General features: G+C 65.4%; 19 protein-coding genes. 12 read left to right on the top strand and 7 right to left on the bottom strand.

The window, feature by feature from the left end; genetic code table 11:
• Window positions 1–95 precede the first annotated feature (95 nt).
• The 5 genes from B7X30_RS09085 to B7X30_RS09065 all read left to right on the top strand — a co-directional run bounded on the left by B7X30_RS09085 (window position 96) and on the right by B7X30_RS09065 (window position 4,399).
• Window positions 96–1,427 carry an NAD(P)/FAD-dependent oxidoreductase gene (locus B7X30_RS09085; RefSeq protein ID WP_286730312.1) on the top strand — a complete coding sequence of 444 codons (1,332 nt, stop codon included), beginning with the start codon at window positions 96–98 and terminating at the stop codon, window positions 1,425–1,427.
• Window positions 1,428–1,624: 197 nt separating this feature from the next.
• Entirely contained in the window at window positions 1,625–1,981 is a 357-nt protein-coding gene (locus B7X30_RS09080) for an RT0821/Lpp0805 family surface protein (protein ID WP_286730311.1), read from the top strand.
• 42 nt (window positions 1,982–2,023) lie between these two features.
• Window positions 2,024–3,514: a metal-dependent hydrolase family protein gene (locus B7X30_RS09075; RefSeq protein WP_286730310.1), complete on the top strand. Its 1,491-nt coding sequence runs from the start codon at window positions 2,024–2,026 to the stop codon at window positions 3,512–3,514.
• A 94-nt stretch (window positions 3,515–3,608) separates the two neighbouring features.
• Entirely contained in the window at window positions 3,609–3,908 is a 300-nt protein-coding gene (locus B7X30_RS09070; RefSeq protein WP_286730309.1) for a hypothetical protein, read from the top strand.
• Between the two features lie 98 nt (window positions 3,909–4,006).
• Window positions 4,007–4,399, top strand: coding sequence for a VOC family protein (locus tag B7X30_RS09065; protein ID WP_286730308.1), 393 nt, complete (start codon window positions 4,007–4,009; stop codon window positions 4,397–4,399).
• 92 nt (window positions 4,400–4,491) lie between these two features.
• Here the strand turns inward: B7X30_RS09065 and gatB are convergent, their stop codons facing one another.
• The 4 genes from gatB to gatC are packed head-to-tail and all read right to left on the bottom strand — an operon-like array spanning window position 4,492 to window position 8,419.
• A complete protein-coding gene (gene gatB / locus B7X30_RS09060) occupies window positions 4,492–5,940 on the bottom strand; it encodes an Asp-tRNA(Asn)/Glu-tRNA(Gln) amidotransferase subunit GatB (protein ID WP_286730307.1) in 1,449 nt (482 codons plus the stop codon).
• Window positions 5,941–5,955: 15 nt separating this feature from the next.
• Entirely contained in the window at window positions 5,956–6,594 is a 639-nt protein-coding gene (locus B7X30_RS09055; protein ID WP_013121957.1) for a LysE family transporter, read from the bottom strand.
• An 8-nt stretch (window positions 6,595–6,602) separates the two neighbouring features.
• Window positions 6,603–8,123 (bottom strand): Asp-tRNA(Asn)/Glu-tRNA(Gln) amidotransferase subunit GatA, encoded by a 1,521-nt coding sequence (gene gatA / locus B7X30_RS09050; RefSeq protein WP_286730306.1) that lies wholly within the window; start codon window positions 8,121–8,123, stop codon window positions 6,603–6,605.
• Window positions 8,120–8,419: an Asp-tRNA(Asn)/Glu-tRNA(Gln) amidotransferase subunit GatC gene (gatC, locus tag B7X30_RS09045; protein ID WP_286730305.1), complete on the bottom strand. Its 300-nt coding sequence runs from the start codon at window positions 8,417–8,419 to the stop codon at window positions 8,120–8,122. Before gatC ends, gatA begins: the two co-directional genes overlap by 4 nt.
• A gap of 236 nt (window positions 8,420–8,655) precedes the next feature.
• On the opposite strand from gatC, the gene B7X30_RS09040 reads away from it, so the two are divergent.
• From B7X30_RS09040 to B7X30_RS09010, 7 genes are all read left to right on the top strand, one after another.
• Window positions 8,656–9,699, top strand: a complete 1,044-nt coding sequence (locus tag B7X30_RS09040) for a rod shape-determining protein (RefSeq protein WP_013104321.1) — start codon at window positions 8,656–8,658, stop codon at window positions 9,697–9,699.
• A gap of 161 nt (window positions 9,700–9,860) precedes the next feature.
• Window positions 9,861–10,808: a rod shape-determining protein MreC gene (mreC, locus tag B7X30_RS09035; protein ID WP_286730304.1), complete on the top strand. Its 948-nt coding sequence runs from the start codon at window positions 9,861–9,863 to the stop codon at window positions 10,806–10,808.
• A gap of 52 nt (window positions 10,809–10,860) precedes the next feature.
• The gene (gene mreD / locus B7X30_RS09030) at window positions 10,861–11,397 is read left to right on the top strand and encodes a rod shape-determining protein MreD (RefSeq protein ID WP_286730329.1); all 537 of its coding nucleotides are present in this window, start codon (window positions 10,861–10,863) and stop codon (window positions 11,395–11,397) included.
• 61 nt (window positions 11,398–11,458) lie between these two features.
• Window positions 11,459–13,699, top strand: a complete 2,241-nt coding sequence (gene mrdA, locus B7X30_RS09025) for a penicillin-binding protein 2 (RefSeq protein WP_286730303.1) — start codon at window positions 11,459–11,461, stop codon at window positions 13,697–13,699.
• Complete coding sequence (gene rodA, locus B7X30_RS09020) at window positions 13,696–14,814, top strand: rod shape-determining protein RodA (RefSeq protein ID WP_286730302.1); 1,119 nt, start codon at window positions 13,696–13,698, stop codon at window positions 14,812–14,814. Before mrdA ends, rodA begins: the two co-directional genes overlap by 4 nt.
• Window positions 14,815–14,948: 134 nt before the next feature.
• Window positions 14,949–15,944 carry a sulfurtransferase gene (locus B7X30_RS09015; RefSeq protein WP_286730301.1) on the top strand — a complete coding sequence of 332 codons (996 nt, stop codon included), beginning with the start codon at window positions 14,949–14,951 and terminating at the stop codon, window positions 15,942–15,944.
• Between the two features lie 166 nt (window positions 15,945–16,110).
• A complete protein-coding gene (locus B7X30_RS09010) occupies window positions 16,111–16,629 on the top strand; it encodes a DsrE family protein (protein WP_013104327.1) in 519 nt (172 codons plus the stop codon).
• 58 nt (window positions 16,630–16,687) lie between these two features.
• Here the strand turns inward: B7X30_RS09010 and B7X30_RS09005 are convergent, their stop codons facing one another.
• From B7X30_RS09005 to B7X30_RS08995, 3 genes are all read right to left on the bottom strand, one after another.
• A complete protein-coding gene (locus tag B7X30_RS09005) occupies window positions 16,688–17,044 on the bottom strand; it encodes a transcriptional regulator (RefSeq protein WP_286730300.1) in 357 nt (118 codons plus the stop codon).
• Window positions 17,041–17,460 carry a hypothetical protein gene (locus B7X30_RS09000; RefSeq protein ID WP_286730299.1) on the bottom strand — a complete coding sequence of 140 codons (420 nt, stop codon included), beginning with the start codon at window positions 17,458–17,460 and terminating at the stop codon, window positions 17,041–17,043. Before B7X30_RS09000 ends, B7X30_RS09005 begins: the two co-directional genes overlap by 4 nt.
• A gap of 33 nt (window positions 17,461–17,493) precedes the next feature.
• On the bottom strand, window positions 17,494–18,429 hold a 936-nt coding region (locus tag B7X30_RS08995), incomplete at its 5' end, for an MFS transporter permease (protein ID WP_286730298.1).

The following is an 18,429-nucleotide window of genomic DNA, read 5'->3' as shown; positions in this document are numbered from 1 at the left end:
CTGCGGCGTGAGGCTGCATGTTAGTGGTCGCGCAGCCGCTTGCGCCCGCACGCAAGCCGGTCTCCAATAAGGCCTTGCACCGACAACCCATAATCATGTCCCAGACTTCTACTGATTCCCCGCTGCCTCGCATTGTCATCGTCGGAGGCGGCGCCGGCGGGCTGGAACTGGCTACCCGGCTGGGCGACACCCTGGGTCGCTGTCGTCAGGCCGATATCACGCTGATCGAACGCGGCCGCAGCCATCTCTGGAAGCCGCTGCTGCACCAGGCGGCGGCCGGCACCCTGGGCATCGACGACAACGAGCTGAACTACCTCGCCCAATCCACCTGGCATCACTTCAAGTACCGCCTCGGCGCCATGGACGGGCTGAACCGCGCGCGTCGTGAAGTGCTGGTCGCGCCCACGTTAGATGAGACCGGGCGCGAAATCGTGCCGCGGCGGCGCATCGGCTACGACATTTTGGTGATCGCCGTGGGCAGCCAGAACAACGACTTCGGCACGCCCGGTGCGGCCGAACATGCGATTGCGCTGGACACGCCCGAAGACTCCCGGCGTTTTCACCGGAGGCTGGTGAATGCCTGCATCGCCGCCAACACCCAGGTCGAGCCGCTGCGCCCGGAGCAGCTCAAGGTCGTGGCTATCGGCGCCGGAGCCACCGGGGTGGAACTGGTGGCCGAGCTGCACAACTCCACGCGCGTGCTGGCCGCCTATGGCCTGGACCGCATCGACCCGGAGCGCGACGTGCGCCTGAGCCTGGTCGAGGCCGCGCCCCGCATCCTGCCCGCGTTGCCCGAGCGGCTGTCGGCCGCAGCCGCAGGCGAACTGGCCAAACTCGGCGTGCAGATGCATACCGGCAAGCGCGTGACCGAAGTCACCGCCACCGGCGTGCGCACCGCCGACGGCGACTTTCTGCCCGCCGAACTGGTGGTCTGGGCAGCGGGCGTCAAGGCCCCGGATTTCCTGCGCGACATCGACGGGCTCGAGACCAACCGCATCAACCAACTGGTCGTGCGCCCCACGCTACAGACCAGCCGCGACGACGCCATCTACGCGCTGGGCGACTGTGCCGCCTGCGTCTGGGAAGGCCATGCCGGCAACGTGCCGCCGCGCGCCCAGGCCGCGCACCAGCAGGCCAGCCTCATCGCCCGACAGATCACACGGCAACTGCAGGGCAAGCCGCTGCTGACCTTTCACTACCGCGACTTCGGCTCGCTGGTGTCGCTGGGCGAGCACAGCACCGTGGGCAATCTCATGGGCGGCCTGTCCAAGGGCACTCTTTTCATCGAAGGTCATTTCGCCCGCTTCATCTATTGGCTGCTCTACCGCATGCACCTGCACGCCCTGCACGGTTTCTGGAAGACCGCCTTCCTCACCCTGGCGCGCATGATCTCTCGCACCACCGAGCCGCGCATCAAGCTGCATTGAGTTGAACCCGCATTGCTCAGCTGGCAACCCTTCGGGCCGGGGGTCTGGGCGGCGCACTGCCACGTTGCAGTCCGCTTGTGGTGCAATACACCACGGCGCGGCCTGCGCCTCGCGTTGCCTCCGCCCAGACCCCCGGCGCGGGGGCATTAATAGCGTGAACAGGCCCTACGCTGAGTCACACGACGAGGAGACAACACATGCGACACAAATCGTGGTTTATGGCGCTCGCCACGGTAGCCATGGTTTCAACAGCATGGGCAGACAACTGGATGCCCGTGCTCAAGAACACGCCGCTGCAGCGCTTCAGCCAAGCCGACATCAACCAGCTATCGGAAGAAGGTGCGGCATTTTTGGGCAGCGATGCCACACTTCTGGAATGGCGCAACCCCGAGAGCCGCGCGGGCGGCAGTTTCAAGTTGATCGCCTCGAACACGCAAGAAGGGCGGTTGTGCAAGACCTTTCGGGTGACGCTCTACACCCCGCGTGACCCGGCCAAGTCCGCCCGTTTGCGGGCCTGCCGCCAGCCCGCGGGCGAATGGCGCCTGGTTCCTTAGCAGCCCGCTGGCCAAGTGCTCTGGTGTATTTGAAGGACTCCCATGCGCAAACCTTCCACTCCCCATCCCGGCGCTCAAACCTCGCCGCGTTCCGCCTTTTATTGCCGCTGCGGTGGCGATGAGGCCTCGCAGGTGCAGCGACGACTTGAGCGGGCTTTTTCGCGCCGCGATTTTTTGCAGAGCGCGCTGGTTTTGGCTGCAGGCGTTGGCGGGCTCAGCCCTGCCGCTTCTGCGCAGCCAGCGCCCTCTGGTTCGGCAACGGCAGTTGCAGCGCCTATGGTTTTGCGCAATGTGCAGCTTTTCGATGGTCGGCGCACCCGCTTGCAGCCAGGCCTGCAAGTCGTGATCGAAGGCGCGCGGATTCGGGCCGTCGAGCCGCAGGGGCAAGGTGCACCGCAGGGTGCGCAGATCATCGACGGCGGCGGCCGGGTGCTCATGCCGGGGCTGATCGATGCGCATTGGCACAGCCTGATGGCGGCCATGTCCATGCAGCACTTGCTCATGGCCGATCCCGCGCTGATTCACCTGGCGGCTGGTTCTGAGGCGCAGCGCACCTTGCTGCGAGGTTTCACTACGGTGCGCGACGCAGGCGGGCCGGTGTTTGCGCTCAAGAGCGCCATCGACCAAGGACTGGTGCAGGGGCCGCGCATTTTTCCAAGTGGCGCCATGATTTCGCAGACCGCCGGGCACGGCGACTTCCGCTTTTTGCACGAGGTCGGGCCGGGCGCGGCCTGTAGCGCGGTAGGCCATGCCGAACATCTGGGCGCGTCGGCCATTGCCGACAGCGCCGACAGTGTGCGCAAGGCCACCCGCGAGCAATTGCTGCGCGGCGCTTCGCAGATCAAGCTCATGGCCGGAGGCGGCGCGTCGTCGCTCTACGATCCACTCGATTCGGTGCAGTTCACCCTGCCCGAACTGCGCGCGGCGGTGGAAGCCGCCGAGGATTGGGGCACTTACGTCATGGCCCACGTCTATTTACCCAAGGGCATGCAGCGCAGCATCGAGGCCGGCATCAAGGTCATCGAACACGGCCAGCTGACCGACGAGGCCACCGTGCGCCTGATGGCAGACAAAGGCATCTGGTGGTCTTTGCAGCCCTTCCTGCCGGAGGCCGCCCCGACGCCAATGGCCGATCCCGGCTCGCAGGCGAAGAGCGACGAGATCGCCACCGGAACGCGCCGGGCCTACGAACTGGCGATCAAACACAAGATGCAAACCGGCTGGGGCAGCGACATTCTGTTCGCGCCGGGAAAAACCCATTACCAAACCGTGCGGCTGGTCGCCCTGGAAAATTGGTATTCGCCCCTGGACGCGCTCAAACAGGCCACCTCGCAAAACGGCGAATTGCTGGCGCTTGCCGGTCAGCGCAATCCCTATCTCGGCGCCAAACTGGGGGTGATCGAACCCGGCGCCTGGGCCGATCTGCTGGTGGTCGATGGCGATGTGTCGCGCTCGCTCAAGCCCTTGCTCGAACCCGATCAGCATCTCAAGTGCATCATCAAGAACGGCCGGGTGGTGAAAAACACCTTGTAGGCGCAGGGCCTCGTCTTTCGGGTCACCTTGCGCCGCGCCGAGGTGGGGGGCCTGTGTGGAGGACAATGCCCGTCCACACCACCGGGGGTAGCCCATGAGCATGAAAAAGACAGACCTTGAAAAGCACCTTGCCAAGAAACTCGACGGCAAGCTGAAGTCGGGCACGATCCCGCAGCGCTTCGGTCAGGGCGCCAAGGCCGTGGCCGCGAAAGCCGAGACCAAACCCAAGGAGAGTGCGCCCAAGCAGGTGCAACTCACCTGCAAACTGCCCGCCGATCTGGCGCAACGCCTGCGCGAGCAGGCTGTGACCGTCGAGGGCGGTGTGAATGCCATCTTGGCACAGGCCGCGAGGCAGTGGCTGGAATCGGCTGCGGGGGCCAGCCGGAAGGAATAAGGGGGGGCGGCAGGGCGAGAGGCTACGATTTGAGCTTAGGCAGAACGGTTGAAAGCGATCAAGCTAGCCCCCAAGCTTGCTGTCGAAGGAGAAGGCAAGTGTTCTCGCACGTTATGGTCGGCGTCACCGACTTCGACCGAGCAATGGCGTTTTACAAGCCGGTGCTCGATGCACTTGGCGTGCAATTCCGTTTCCAAGAGCCCGAGCGCCCTTGGGCTGGTTGGGAATCTTCGCCGGATCCGAGGCCCTTGTTTTTGATCGGCCGTCCCTACAACCAACAACCGCATCAGCCCGGCAATGGGCAAATGGTCGCGTTCCTCGCTCATTCCCGAGAGCAAGTCAATCAGGTTCACGCCTTGGCTCTCGCCAGCGGGGGTATATGCGAAGGCAAGCCTGGACTGCGGCCTGAGTACCACGCCAACTACTACGGCGCGTATTTCCGTGATCCCGATGGCAACAAGCTATGCGTGGCTTGCCACCAGGCCGAATGAGCGGGCCACAAGAAAGAGTTTGAGGTCAGGTCTCGCTTCACAGCACTTGCCCGCTGGTTTTCGTACCAAGAGCACGCCGAGGCAAAACAGCATCAACCCACGGCTTTCTTCAGCATCTCACCGACCTGCTGTGGATTGGCGCGGCCGCCGGTGGCTTTCATGACCTGGCCGACCAGGGCGTTGAGGGCTTTGTCCTTGCCGGCGCGGTATTCCTCGACGTTCTTCGGGTTGGCGGCGAGTACGGCGTCGACGGCGGCCTGCAGCGCGGCGCTGTCGTTGACCTGCGCCAAGCCGCGGGCGTCGATGATGGCGGCCACATCGCCGCCCTGCTCGCCCGCCCACAGCGCGGCGAAGACTTCCTTGGCGGTCTTGCTCGACAGGGTGCCGTCGTCGATTTTTCGGGTGAGCGCGGCGAGTTGCGCGGCGCTCACGGGGCTGGCGCCGATGTCGCGCTCGTCGCGGTTGAGCTGGGCGGCAAGTTCGCCCATGATCCAGTTGGCTGCGAGTTTGGGCGCGGCGCCCCCGGCGACGCAGGCCTCGAAATAGGCGGCGTGGGCGCGGGTCTGGGTCATCTGCGCCGCGGCATCCAGGCTCAGGCCGTGGGATGCGACGAAGCGCGCGGCCATCTGGCCGGGAAGCTCGGGCATGTCGGCGCGCACCCGCTCGATCCACTCGGGCGAGATGACCAGCGGCGGCAGGTCGGGGTCGGGGAAGTAGCGGTAGTCGTGCGCGTCTTCCTTGGTGCGCATGGTGCGGGTCTCGCCCTTGTCGGGGTCGTACAGCCGAGTTTCCTGCACCACCTTGCCGCCGTCTTCGAGGAGTTCGATCTGGCGGCGCACCTCGAATTCGATGGCTTTTTCGAGGAAGCGAAAGCTGTTGAGGTTTTTGATTTCGCAGCGCGTGCCCAAGGGTTCGCCGGGGCGGCGCACCGAGACGTTGGCGTCGCAGCGGAATGAGCCTTCCTGCAGGTTGCCGTCGCAGATGTCCAGCCACATGACCAGCGCATGCAGCGCGCGGGCGTATTCGGCGGCTTCGCGGGCGCTGCGCATGTCGGGTTCGGTGACGACTTCGAGCAGCGGCGTGCCCGCGCGGTTGAGGTCGATGCCGCTGGCGGCGTTGCCCGCGCGGTCGAACAGCCCGGCTTCGTGCAGCGACTTGCCCGCGTCTTCTTCGAGGTGGGCGCGGGTGAGCTGCAGGCGGCGCGGTTTGCCGTCCACCAGAAACTCGACCACCCCGCCCTGCACCACGGGAATCTCGTACTGGCTGATCTGGTAGCCCTTGGGCAGGTCAGGGTAGAAGTAGTTCTTGCGCGCGAAGACGGAGCGCGGCGCGATGGTGGCGCCCAGAGCCAGACCGAGGCGGATGGCGCGTTCCACCGCAGCGCGGTTGGCCACCGGCAGCACGCCGGGCAGCGCCAGATCGACGGCGCAGGCCTGAGTGTTGGGCGCGGCGCCGAACGCGGTGGACGCGGCGGAAAACATCTTGGACTGGGTGGAGAGCTGAACGTGGGTTTCCAGCCCGATGACCACTTCCCATTGCATGACAAGATTCCTTGATTAGTTTGAACGGCGAAACGCCGAAAGCAGCAGCGCGGCGCCGATGAACAGGGTGCCAAAACTGCGCTGCAGCCAGAGTTGATGCTGCTTTGATCGCAGGGCGCGCAGCACCCGCGCGGCCAGCAAGGTGTAGCCGTTCATCACCACGATGTCGGTGATGAACAGCGACAGCCCGCACAGCAGATATTGCGGCAGTTGCGGCGCTGCCGGGTTGATGAACTGCGGCAGCACCGCCAGCATGAACACCAGCCCCTTGGGGTTGCTGGCGTTGATGAGAAAGCCGCGCAGCACGAGCTGGCCACGCGTGGGAGGCGTGGTGTTTTTTGCGCTGCCGTCGGCATCGACCAGCCCATGCGCCGGGGCGCGCCATTGCTGGATGCCCAGCCACAGCAAATAAGCCACGCCGAACCACTTGATCACGCTGAACGCGGTTTCGCTCGCGGCCAGCAGCGCGCCCAGCCCAGCGGCAACCACCACCAGAATGGCGGCGATGCCCAGTTGCAGGCCGAAGATGTTCCACACCCCCACACGCCAGCCGTGCCGCAGCCCCGTGGTCATGCACGAAATCGCGCCCGCGCCGGGCGAGAGGCTGATGAGCCAGCTCGCGGCGAAGAACGTCAGCCAGGTGTGCAGATCCATCGGTGGGCTCAGAAGGGGCTGCGGCGATGCCAGTCGCTCACCTGCTGGAACTGGTGTGCGACCTGCAGCAGACGCTCTTCGGCGAAGTGCGGGCCGATGAGTTGCAGGCCGACCGGGCGGCGCGCGTTGGCCCCCGCGCCGAAGCCCGCGGGCACGCTCATGCCCGGCAGCCCGGCCAGACTGGCCGAGAGGGTGTAGATGTCGGCCAGGTAGTTGGCCAGCGGGTCGGCCTTGTCGCCCAGATTCCAGGCGACGGTGGGCGACACCGGGCCTGCGATCACGTCGCACTGGGTGAAGGCGCGGACGAAATCGTCGGCGATGAGGCGGCGGATCTTCTGCGCCTGCAAGTAGTAGGCGTCGTAATAGCCGTGCGACAGCACGTAGGCGCCGATCATGATGCGTCGCTTGACCTCGGCGCCGAAGCCTTCGGCGCGGCTCTTGCCGTACATCTCGGCCAGGTCTTTGTATTGCGCCGTGCGATGGCCGAAGCGCACGCCGTCGAAGCGGCTCAGGTTGGAGCTGGCCTCAGCGGGCGCGATGATGTAGTAGGCGGCAATGGAGAGTTCTGTCAACGGCAGCGAGACGTCCACCAAGGTGGCGCCCAGGTTCTCGATGGTCTTGAGGGCGTCGCGCACGGCGGCTTCGACATCGGCGGCAAGGCCCGTGCCGAAGTACTCGCGCGGCAGGCCGATGCGCAGGCCTTTGAGCGGCTGCGCGGCGGTGGCGCCGGGCAGGGGTTGATCGAGCGCGGAGACATAGTCGGGCACGGCGCGCTCCACGCTGGTGGCGTCGCGCGGGTCGAACCCGGTCATCGCGGTGAGCAGGGCGGCGCAGTCCCACGCGGTCTGCGCCATCGGGCCGGCCTGGTCGAGGCTGGAGGCGAAGGCGATCATGCCGTAGCGCGAGCACAGACCGTAGGTCGGCTTGATGCCGGTGATGCCGCACATGGCCGCGGGCTGGCGGATTGAGCCGCCGGTGTCGGTGCCGGTGGCGGCGGGGACGAGCCTTGCCGCCACCGCAGCAGCCGAGCCGCCGCTGGAGCCGCCGGGAATGGCCGCCAAGTCCCAAGGATTGCGCACCGGGCCGTAAGCCGAGTTTTCGTTGGCCGAGCCCATGGCGAACTCATCCATATTGGTCTTGCCGACCGTGACCATGCCCGCGCCTGCAAAGTCGTCCGCGCCCGAGCCCAGACGGGCGACCACGGTGGCGTCGAACGGGCTGACATAACCGGCCAGCATGCGTGAACCGGCGGTGGCCGGCAGGGTGCGGGTGACGAACACGTCTTTGTGCGCTACCGGCACGCCCAGTAGCGGCCGGGTGTCGCCCGCGGCGCGGGCGGCGTCGGCGGCTTGCGCGGACTTCATCGCGCCGTCAGCATCGACGTGGAGGAAAGCGCCCAGATCGGCGTGGGCGGCGATGCGGTCGAGCGCCGCGCGGGTGAGCTCAGCGCTGGACACTTGCCGTGCGGCCAGCGCGGCGGACAGGGTGCGCAGGTCGGCCGTGGCGAAATCGGTCAGGGATGTGCTCATTCGACCACCCTCGGCACGAGGAACAGGCCGTCTTGTGCGTCGGGCGCGTTGCGCAGCGCGGCGTCGCGGATATTGCCCTCGGTCACGGCGTCTTCGCGCAGGCGCAACGGCATGTCCTGCACGGCGGAGAGCGGGTGCGCCAGCGGCTCGACGCCGTCGGTATTGACCGCACGCATTTGCTCGACCACGGCGAAAAACGCGTTGAGATCGGTCAGCATGTGGTCGCGCTCGCTGGCGGTCAGATCCAGCCGGGCGAGTTGCGCCAGGCGGTCGATATCGGGAAGAGTGAGTGACATGGTGGGGCGGCGGCAATCAGGGACGCAAAACAGGGACGCAAAACATGCCGCTCGGCGAGCGGGCGGATCGGGGAGCTTCCCCTGCAGATGGGTGCGGAAAACGTCATTTTATGCGCATGCATGGGTTATGATGCTTCGATTTGGCGCACGGGATTTGACCGAAAAATCAAGCCTGTTTGTTGCTTATTTCACACACCTCCAGAAAGCCGGGCGCGCGGTTGGCGCCCCCATATTCCATGTTCCGAACATTCCGGCAGTATTTTTCGACGGATCTGGCCATCGACCTCGGCACCGCCAACACGCTCATTTATGTGCGCGGCAAGGGCATCGTGCTCGACGAGCCGTCGGTTGTCGCCATCCGCCACGAGGGCGGCCCCAGCGGCAAAAAAACCATTCAGGCCGTGGGCAAGGAAGCCAAGCAGATGCTGGGCAAGGTGCCTGGCAATATCGAGGCCATCCGCCCGATGAAAGACGGCGTGATCGCCGACTTCACCGTGACCGAGCAGATGCTCAAGCAGTTCATCAAAATGGCGCACGACACCCGGATGTTCCGGCCCAGTCCGCGCATCATCATTTGCGTGCCCTGCGGCTCCACCCAGGTCGAGCGCCGCGCCATTCGCGAGTCGGCGCTGGGCGCGGGCGCCAGCGAGGTGTACCTCATCGAAGAGCCCATGGCTGCGGCCATCGGCGCCGGGCTGCCGGTCAGTGAAGCTACCGGCTCGATGATCGTCGACATCGGCGGCGGCACCACGGAAGTGGGCGTCATTTCGCTGGGCGGCACGGTGTACAAGGGCAGTGTGCGCGTGGGCGGCGACAAGTTCGACGAGGCCATCATCAACTACATCCGCCGCAATTACGGCATGTTGATCGGCGAGCCCACGGCCGAAGCCATCAAGAAGGAAATCGGCTCGGCCTTTCCCGGCTCCGAGGTCAAGGAGATGGAAGTCAAGGGCCGAAACTTGAGCGAAGGCGTGCCGCGCAGCTTCACCATCAGTTCCAACGAAATTCTCGAAGCGCTGACCGATCCGCTCAACCAGATCGTCTCGGCGGTGAAAAACGCGCTCGAACAAACCCCGCCCGAACTCGGCGCCGACATCGCCGAGCGCGGCATGATGCTCACCGGCGGCGGTGCGCTGCTGCGCGACCTCGACCGCCTGCTGGCCGAAGAAACCGGCCTGCCGGTGCTGGTGGCCGAAGACCCGCTGACCTGCGTGGCGCGTGGCAGCGGCATGGCGCTGGAGCGCATGGATCGGCTGGGCACCATTTTCACGTCGGAGTAAGCGGCGCCTTTTGCGGTTGTTTTGCGGCGGTTTTTTGATCGGCGATCTTCTCTCGGCGCTCCGCAGTACTTCACTGATCGCGCTGCGCCCCCGAGCCGGGCCGTTTCGATTCGAGCCGCTTCGATTTGAGCCCTTTCCGCCCTGCGTTTGTTCTCGTTCCCATGGCCTACGGCACTCTTGAGCGTTCACCTCCGCCGTTTTTCCGGCAGGGGCCTTCTGCGCTCACGCGGCTGGTGTTGTTCTCCGCGCTGGCCATTTTGCTGATGGCGCTGGACGTGCGGTTCAAGGTCACGCCCATGCTGCGCCAGGGCCTGTCGGTGGCGATCTATCCGCTGCAGCGCATGGCTCAGGCGCCGGTGGACTGGTCGCGGCAACTGAGCGGCTATCTTGAAGCGCCGGCCAAGGCGCAAGCTGAAATCAGCCGACTGCAACGCGCCAATGTGGCCTTGTCGTTGCAGTCCCAGCTCGAAGCGCAGTTGCGGCTGGAAAACAACCGCCTGCGCGGTTTGCTCCAGTTGCAGCAGAGCCTGCCGCCGAAGTCGGTGGCGGCGCAGATCAGTGCGCAGGCCAGCGATCCGTTCAGCCGCACCGTGGTGATCGACCGCGGCAGTCTGCAGGGCGTTGAACTCGGCTCGCCGGTGATCGACGAAACCGGGCTGCTCGGCCAGGTCACGCGCGACTACCCGTGGAGCGCCGAAGTCACCCTCATCACCGACCGCGACGCCGTGGTGCCGGTGCAAAACCAGCGCACCGGCGAGCGCGGCGTGGTGTACGGCGAGCCGGGGCTGGGCCAGGGCGGCATGGAGCTGCGCTGGATGCCCGCTGCCGCCGATGTGCGCGTGGGCGATGTGCTAGTGACCAGCGGGGTGGACGGCATCTATCCGGCGGGCCTGCGCGTGGCGCGGGTGACTGCCGTCACGCGCCAGCGCGATACCGCGTTTGCCCGGGTGATGTGTGCGCCGCTTGCCGATGTCGAAGGCGGACGGCATGTGCTGGTGCTTCAGCCGCTCACGCCGCTGGTGGCGGGGCCATCGGTCAAGGCCACCGAGCCGCAGGTGCAAAAGTCGGGCAAGGCGGTGCCCAAGCCTGCCGCTGCCGCCTCACGCTAATCTGACTGCCGTGTCTTTCCTGCCCCGCCGCCGTCGCTCCGATCAGGGCGCCATGCCTTCCGCGCAGGCTCCTGCGGGCGGCGCGCGCGAGGTGTTGCTGCTGCCGGTCAACCCCTGGTTCATCGCGCTGAGTCTGCTGATAGCGCTGCTGATCGACTTTTTGCCGCTGGGCCGTCTGGCGTGGATGCCCGATTTCGTCGCGCTCACCCTGGTGTTCTGGAATGTGCATCAGCCGCGCCGCGTGGGCATGGCCGTGGCGTTCGTGCTGGGGCTGGCGGTGGATGTGCAGCAGGGTTCGGTGCTGGGGCAGCATGCGCTGGTCTACACGGTGCTGAGCTATTTCGCCATCACGCTGCACCGCCGGCTGCTGTGGTTTCCGCCGCTGCAGCAGGCTTTGCATGTGCTGCCGCTGTTCGTGGCCACGCAGGTGCTATTGCTGCTGGTGGGCATGTGGGCCGGCGGCAGCTTTCCAGGCTGGGCATTTTTGCTGGCGCCGGTTGTGCAGGCGGCGCTGTGGCCCTTGTTGTCCTGGCTGCTGCTGGCGCCGCAGCGGCGCGCGCCGGATTCCGACCGCAATCGGCCTTTGTGATGGCGACCGTGCTGAACCTTGTGCCCGCAACGGGCTCAATCTTTATTTACGCCTCTTTGCGATGACCGAGCTGCGCAACATCGAACGCGAGCTGTTCCGCTTTCGCCGACGCTTGATTCTGGCCGCGGCCGTGGTGGTGCTGAGCTTTGCGCTGCTGATCGGTCGCTGGGTGTGGCTGCAGGTGGTGCGGCATCGGCAGTTTTCGACCCAGGCGCAGGACAACCGCATTGCGCTGGTGCCGATTCCGCCGCAGCGCGGGCTGATTCTCGACCGCAACGGCATCATCCTGGCCAACAACTACGCGGCTTACACGCTGGAAATCACGCCGTCGAAGGTCAAGGGCACGTTGCAGGACACCATTGAGGCGCTCAAGGCCATCGTGCCCATCACGCCGTTCGACGAGCGGCGCTTCAACAATCTGCTGGGGCAGTCGCGGCGCTTTCAGTCGCTGCCGATTCTCAACAAGCTCAGCGATGATGAGGTGGCTCGCTTCGTGGCGCAGCGCTTTCGTTTTCCGGGCGTGAATGTGCGGGCAAGGCTGTTTCGCAACTATCCGCTGGGCGCGCTGGGCTGCCATCTGCTGGGCTATATCGGCCGCATCAACCAGACCGAGCAGCAGCGCATCGACGACAGTGACGACGCCAGCAACTACCTCGGCACCGACCATATCGGCAAGCTGGGCGTGGAGCAGGCTTACGAGACGCAGCTGCACGGCATCACCGGCTATGAGGAAGTCGAGGTCAATGCCGTGGGGCGGCCGGTGCGCAAGATCAAGACCGTGGCCGCCACGCCCGGACAGAATCTGGTGCTCGGAGTCGATATCCGCCTGCAAAAGCTCATCGAAGACCTCTACGGCAAGCGGCGCGGGGCCTGCGTGGCCATCGATCCGCGCAACGGTGAAGTGCTGAGCTTTGTCTCCATGCCCACCTTCGATCCCAACCTGTTTGTCGACGGCATCGATCAGGTCAACTGGGACGCGCTCAACACCTCGCCCGACCGGCCGCTGCTCAACCGCGTGTTGCGCGGTACCTTTCCGCCGGGCTCGACTTACAAACCTTATCTGGCGACGGGCGCGCTGACCGACGGCATCCGCACCGCGCAGTGGAGCTTTCACGACCCCGGTTTTTTCATGTTCGCCGGACACCGTTTTCGCGATGACGTGCCGGGAGGGCATGGCATCGTCGACATGCACAAGGCCATACAGGTGTCGTGCGACGTGTATTTCTACATGGTCGCGCACGATTGGGGCGTGGACGGCATGGCCAAGTGGACGCAGCAGTTCGGCTTCGGTCAGGCCACCGGCATCGATCTCAAGGGCGAGGCCAAGGGCGTGCTGCCTTCGCGCGAGTGGAAGCGCAAGGCCTTTCGCAGCCCGGCGCAGCAGCGCTGGTATCCCGGCGACACCATCAGTCTGGGTATCGGCCAGGGCTACAACAGCTTCACCCCGCTGCAGATGGCCACGGCGCTGTCCACGCTGGCCAATCAGGGCACGCGCTACGAGCCGCGCGTAGTGCGTGCGATCGAAGACATGGGCACGCGCCGCTTCACGCCGGTGGTCGCGCCAGTGGCCCAGCGCATCGACCTCGATCCGGCGTACTGGCAGGTGGTGCACGGCGGCATGATGGCGGTGAACCAGACCGGCGGCACGGCGGCGGAAGCCTTCAAGGGCGCGCCTTACACCACCGCGGGCAAGACCGGCACCGCGCAGGTGTTCAGCGTGGGACAAAACCAGACCTATGACGCCAAGGACATCGCCCATCATCTGCGCGACCATGCGCTGTATGTGGTTTACGCCCCGGCCGACAACCCGGTGATCGCCCTGGCGATGATTGTGGAGAACGCCGGATTTGGCGGGGTTGCGGCCGCGCCCATCGCGCGCAAGGCGCTCGACTATCACCTGCTCGGCCTCTACCCCACCGACGAGGAAATCGAGAAGATCAGCGGCGCCAAGCCGCAGCCGGTGCAGTTTGCCTATGCGGGCGAGCGTGAAGGCGTGCCGATCATTCCTGGCGCCAAGACACCGCCTGTTCCGGCGACATCCGCCCCGGCGGGCGCTGCTTCTGGTTCGGTTTCTGGATCTGCTTCTGGAGCCGCCGCGATGGGGGCCGCAGGAGTTGCGGCGAAGCCCGCACCTGCACCGGCGGCTGCGTCTCGGGCACGCGCCCAGCCCACCGCCTTCGATGCGGAGGCCGTGGGCAACTACCCGCGCACCGCCTGCACGGGTGGTTTGCGCGCGCCGCTGTTCACCCGCTTCGGCGCCCGGCCCGATGTGAGTGATGAATCGGAAGGGGTAAGGCTATGAGTGCGACCTTCGGCCGTCCGCCGCTCTGGCGGCGAGTGCGCCCCTATCTCACCGGCTTCGATGCGCCACTGGCCGCGGCGCTGCTGTGGCTGGTGGCCATCGGCTGCATCGTGCTGTTTTCCGCGCTGCAAGATGCGCATGTGCCGTTCGACGATCATCTGCGCAATCTGGCCATCGGTTTTCTGGTGCTGTTCGTCGCGGCGCAGGTGCCGCCGCAGCGGCTGATGCAGATCGCCGTGCCGGTCTACACCTTTGGCGTGGCGCTGCTCATCGCCACGGCCCTGTTCGGGCTGGTGCGCAAGGGTGCGCGCCGCTGGCTCGATCTGGGCGTCACCGTGGTACAGCCGTCGGAGGTGATGAAAATCGCCGTGCCGCTGATGCTGGCGTGGTATTTCCAGAAGCGCGAGGGCCAGATCCGGGTGAAGGATTTTTTCATCGCCACGGCCTTGTTGCTGCTGCCGGTGGCGCTCATCGCCAAGCAGCCCGACCTCGGCACCGCGCTGCTGGTGCTGCTCACCGGGGCCTTCGTCATCTTCTTCGCCGGGCTGTCGTGGCGGGTCATCGCGTTGCTGTTTGCGCTCGCCGCCGCCAGCGCGCCGGTGATGTGGCACTTCATGCACGACTACCAGCGCCAACGGCTGATGATGCTGCTCGACCCGCAGAGCGATCCGCTGGGCAAGGGCTTCAACATCATCCAAAGCATGATCGCCATCGGTTCCGGCGGGGTGTTCGGCCAGGGCTATCTGCACGGCACCCAGGCGCATCTGAACTTCGTGCCCGAGTCGCATACCGACTTCGTGTTCTCGGTGCTGGCCGAGGAGTGGGGCCTGGCCGGCAATCTCATGCTGCTGGCCGCCTATATCTTCTTTATCGTGCGGGGGCTGATGATCGCCGCCAACGCCCCCACGCTGTTCTCGCGCCTGCTGGCCGCGTCGGTCACGCTGATTTTTTTCATCTACGCCTTCGTCAACATGGGCATGGTGTCGGGCATCCTGCCGGTGGTCGGCGTGCCGCTGCCCTTCGTCAGCTATGGCGGCACCGCCCTCATCACCCTCATGCTCGGCGCCGGTATGTTGTTTTCCATCGCCAAATCCAAGCGGCTGGTGCAGAGTTGAACACTCGGTAGTTGGAGATTCGCGCGGGATCATCCATAAATTCGATATCCGTCAGCCAAAGAAATCCCTGTTTTTGCTGCGCTGCTTCTGCGAATAATCGGCACTCCAATCATCATTACAACTGGAGGAGTCGAATGAAAATCGCTCGAAGGGGTTTGCCCAAGGGGTGGATAGGGGCATGGCTGTTCGCGCTCGCTGCGGTGACGAGTGCCGCGCAGGCGGCTGTGCTGCCGGGCGCGCTAGTGACGCCGCCCTGGCTGCATGACCACGCGAAGCAGGTGCAGATCGTCGATATCCGCGACAGCCTGGGCTCGCTCACCAACGATCCCAAGTACGCCACGGTCAATGGGCAGAAGGTGCTCGAAGAGGTGGGCGGGCATATTCCGGACGCGCTGTCGGTCAACTTCTGGGGCCTGCGGCAAAAGCATGTGATCGACGGCAAGAAGATCGATTTCATGTTGCCCACGGCCAAGGAGTTTGAACAAACCATGCAGGCCGTGCAACTGGAGCCGGGCAAGCCCATTGTGATCGTGCCTACCGGCGACGACGCCACCTCGCTGCAGGAGGCGGCGTTCTTCGCCTGGGAGCTGCAGGTGTTCGGCGTGCCGCAGGAGCAGATTGCGATTCTCAATGGCGGCATGCACGCCTGGACATCTGCCGGTTATGACGTGGATACCGACGCCATCGCCCCCATGAGTTCCAGCAAGTGGAAGGCCCGGGCGCCGAACCCGGCGCTGCTGGCGACAACGGCCGAAGTGCAGGCGGCGCAGCGTGCGCATGGTCTGCTGCTGGACGCACGCCCGTTGGCTCAGATCGCGGGCCTCGAGCGCACGCCCGTGGTGCCGGCTGCCGGAAGGCTGGCCGACGCCTCTCCCCTTCCGGCCGAACTGCTTTATCGCAACGCGGATGACGGCTCCTGGCGGTTTCTCTCTGCGCACGTCTACCGCAAGGTGCTGGCTGGTGGCGGCGTGCAGCGCGTCGCTCCGGGCATCGTGTACTGCAACACCGGGCAGTACGCGGCTGGCGCCTGGTTCGTGATCGACCGCATCATGGGGCGCAAGGGTCTGCGCGAATACCCCGGCGGCATGAACGAGTGGGAGCAGCGCGGCCTGCCCGTGGTCAGTTTCTGAGCGCCCGCTTGTGCAGGGCTGGCTGCGTGCCGGGCGGCCCTGCGCAAAGTGCGTCGGCAAGTGGCGACCAACAGCCGGTGACGGGGGATACACCCTGATGCAAATGCCGTCGTCAACGCGTGATAAAAAGCATTAAAAACATTCAATCCATACCGAGGAGACAAACATGATTCATACCCCCCTTCACCGCCAGCTGATGCGCCCCGCGCGCCATCTGACTCTGGCTTTTGCCCTGCTGGGCGCCGGTCTGATGCAGGCCCAGGCGGCCAATCCGTCGATGCTCAACGACTTCAAGTTCGACGCGCCGACCTACATTCACAAGCTGCCGTTCGCCAAATACGACGTGGTGTTGCAGGTGAGCGAAGATGAACCCGCCCGCTGGGATCTGGTGCTCAACAACGCGCAGAACATTCTCGACGCCGTGGGCCAGGAAAACGCGCGCGTAGTGGTGGTGGCCTATGGCCCGGGGCTGAAGATGCTGTTCAAGAACAGCCCGGAGGCCAAGCGCATTTCCTCGTTGAACGATGAAGGCATCGAATTCGACGCTTGCCACAACACCATGGAAGGCATGGCGAAAAAACTCGGCCACCTGCCGGTACTGGTGCCGCAAGCGGTCATCGTGCCCGCCGGGGTGCTGCGCATCATGCAGCTCGAACACGCGGGGTTTGAATACATCAAACCCTGACGTGACGGGCTGATTGTTTTCGCGGCTTTGGCAGGTCTGTAGGGCCGATCTGCACGATTCAAGTAACCCCTTGCGCGGGCTGCGCTGCGGCATTATCGGTCTCTTGCAGGCGGGTCGGCTCGACCTGCGCGAAAGCGATCAAGCCCTGCAGCGCGGCCACGTAGGCCAGCAGTGCCTCACGACCCGTAGTCGTTAGCGCGTAGACGGTTTGCGGGCGTGGTCCGTCGGTGATCTTGTGTGCCTGCACATAGTCCGCGGCGAGCAGCTTTTTCAAGTGGGCATCGAGGTTTCCGTCAGACACCCCGATCAGGCGCTTGAGGTCGGAGAACGTGGCTTGTCCCGCACCAGCCAGATAGGCCGCGATCTGCGTGCGCAGCGGCTGGTGCAGCAAGGGATCAAGGGCGTCGATGCTCACGGCGCGGGCGGATTCAGTGCGTCCATCTGGAGGTGCAGCACGGCGGCATCTTTTCCGTCCTTGCCGGGGATGTGCATCTGGAATTGGGTCTTGAGCATCTGGTCCCAGGGCATCCAGTGCTGGCCGTCCAGGCTGGCGTATTGCCGGTAGCCATAAATGCCGCGCTTGAGCACGATGTGCAGGGTGGATTCGGCGCCCCGGGTGAAGGCGCTGCCGTCCACCACGGTGCGGATGGGCAGCGGCGTCCCGGCGGGGAAGTACAGCACATAGGCGTCGCCGCTGGGTAGCGGCTGACCAATGGTGACCACGGGTAGCTTCGACGTTTCGGCCGCCGTGGGAGCGGGGCCGGGGGGCAGGCTGCTGCAGGCCGCCAGCGAGGCGCTGGCGAGCAGTAGAGGTAAGAGCAGGTTTCGCATCAAAAACTCCAGTTGGGGTTGAAAGAGGGCGGATCAGGACGGGGCGCGTGCGGTCATATTCACCACCAGCCCGATTTGCAACTGCGGGCCGATGCCCGGTTGCAGCGTGGCGCGCATCCAGGGAATGAGCAGGGCCGTTGGATAGCCTTCGTGCTGCCAAGGACCTGCGGGGTAGCGCCATTGCCCCGTCGGCCGACCGTTTTCGACCAGCACTTCCACCGGGCGTTTGAGTACCAGGGGCAGCACCGAACTGTCGCTGGGAGAAAAGGCATCGCCTGACACCTCGACGTGCACCGGTATGGACAGCCCGGCAGGCAGTAGCACGGTCTGCCGCGTCAGCGGATTGCGGGCATATTCCTGTAAGGTCTGCAGCGGAGCGGCGGCGGGCTGCTGCGCGTCGGCCAGACGCTGTGCCAGCAGCGGCGGGACAAGCACCACGCCCAGCCAGAGCAGCAGCTTGGCGCCGCGCAGCCAAAACGGTGTCGACGTTGCATGCCTTTGGCCCTGCAGCAGGGCGAGTAGCGGCATTCCGAGGCCGAAGGCGGCTGCAGCCAGGTACTGCAAGGACTGTGCATCCAAACGAAACAGCACCGAGCACACCCCGAGGGCGATGAGCAGACCGCCGACACACTCGACCGTCTGCTCCGAAAACAGGCCATGCACATACAGACCCAGGCCGACGAGCACCAGCCAAAGGGGGAAGACGAGGTAGGCGCCGCCAAAGAAAAAGGTGGCGAAGGTGCCCAGCACGCCGGCCGACAGCAGCAGCCACCACACCTTGAGCACCTGGCGATGGATGAACGACCAGAGCTCGTCGCGCGCCAGCTTGGCTCGCCGGGTGAGCTGCCAGTCCAGCAGACTCACCGCACCGAGCAGCAGGGACATCAGTCCCAGCCAGGCCATGGCGCGCGTTGCGGCGTCGGGGATCTGATCGGCGGTCAACAGGTGGTTGCTGACCAGGGCCAGACC

Origin of the sequence: Thiomonas sp. 13-64-67, from assembly GCF_002282795.1 — a bacterium.
In the GTDB taxonomy this organism is placed as follows: Bacteria; Pseudomonadota; Gammaproteobacteria; order Burkholderiales; family Burkholderiaceae_C; genus Thiomonas; species Thiomonas arsenitoxydans.
This window is presented reverse-complemented; position numbering and strand designations above follow the sequence as displayed.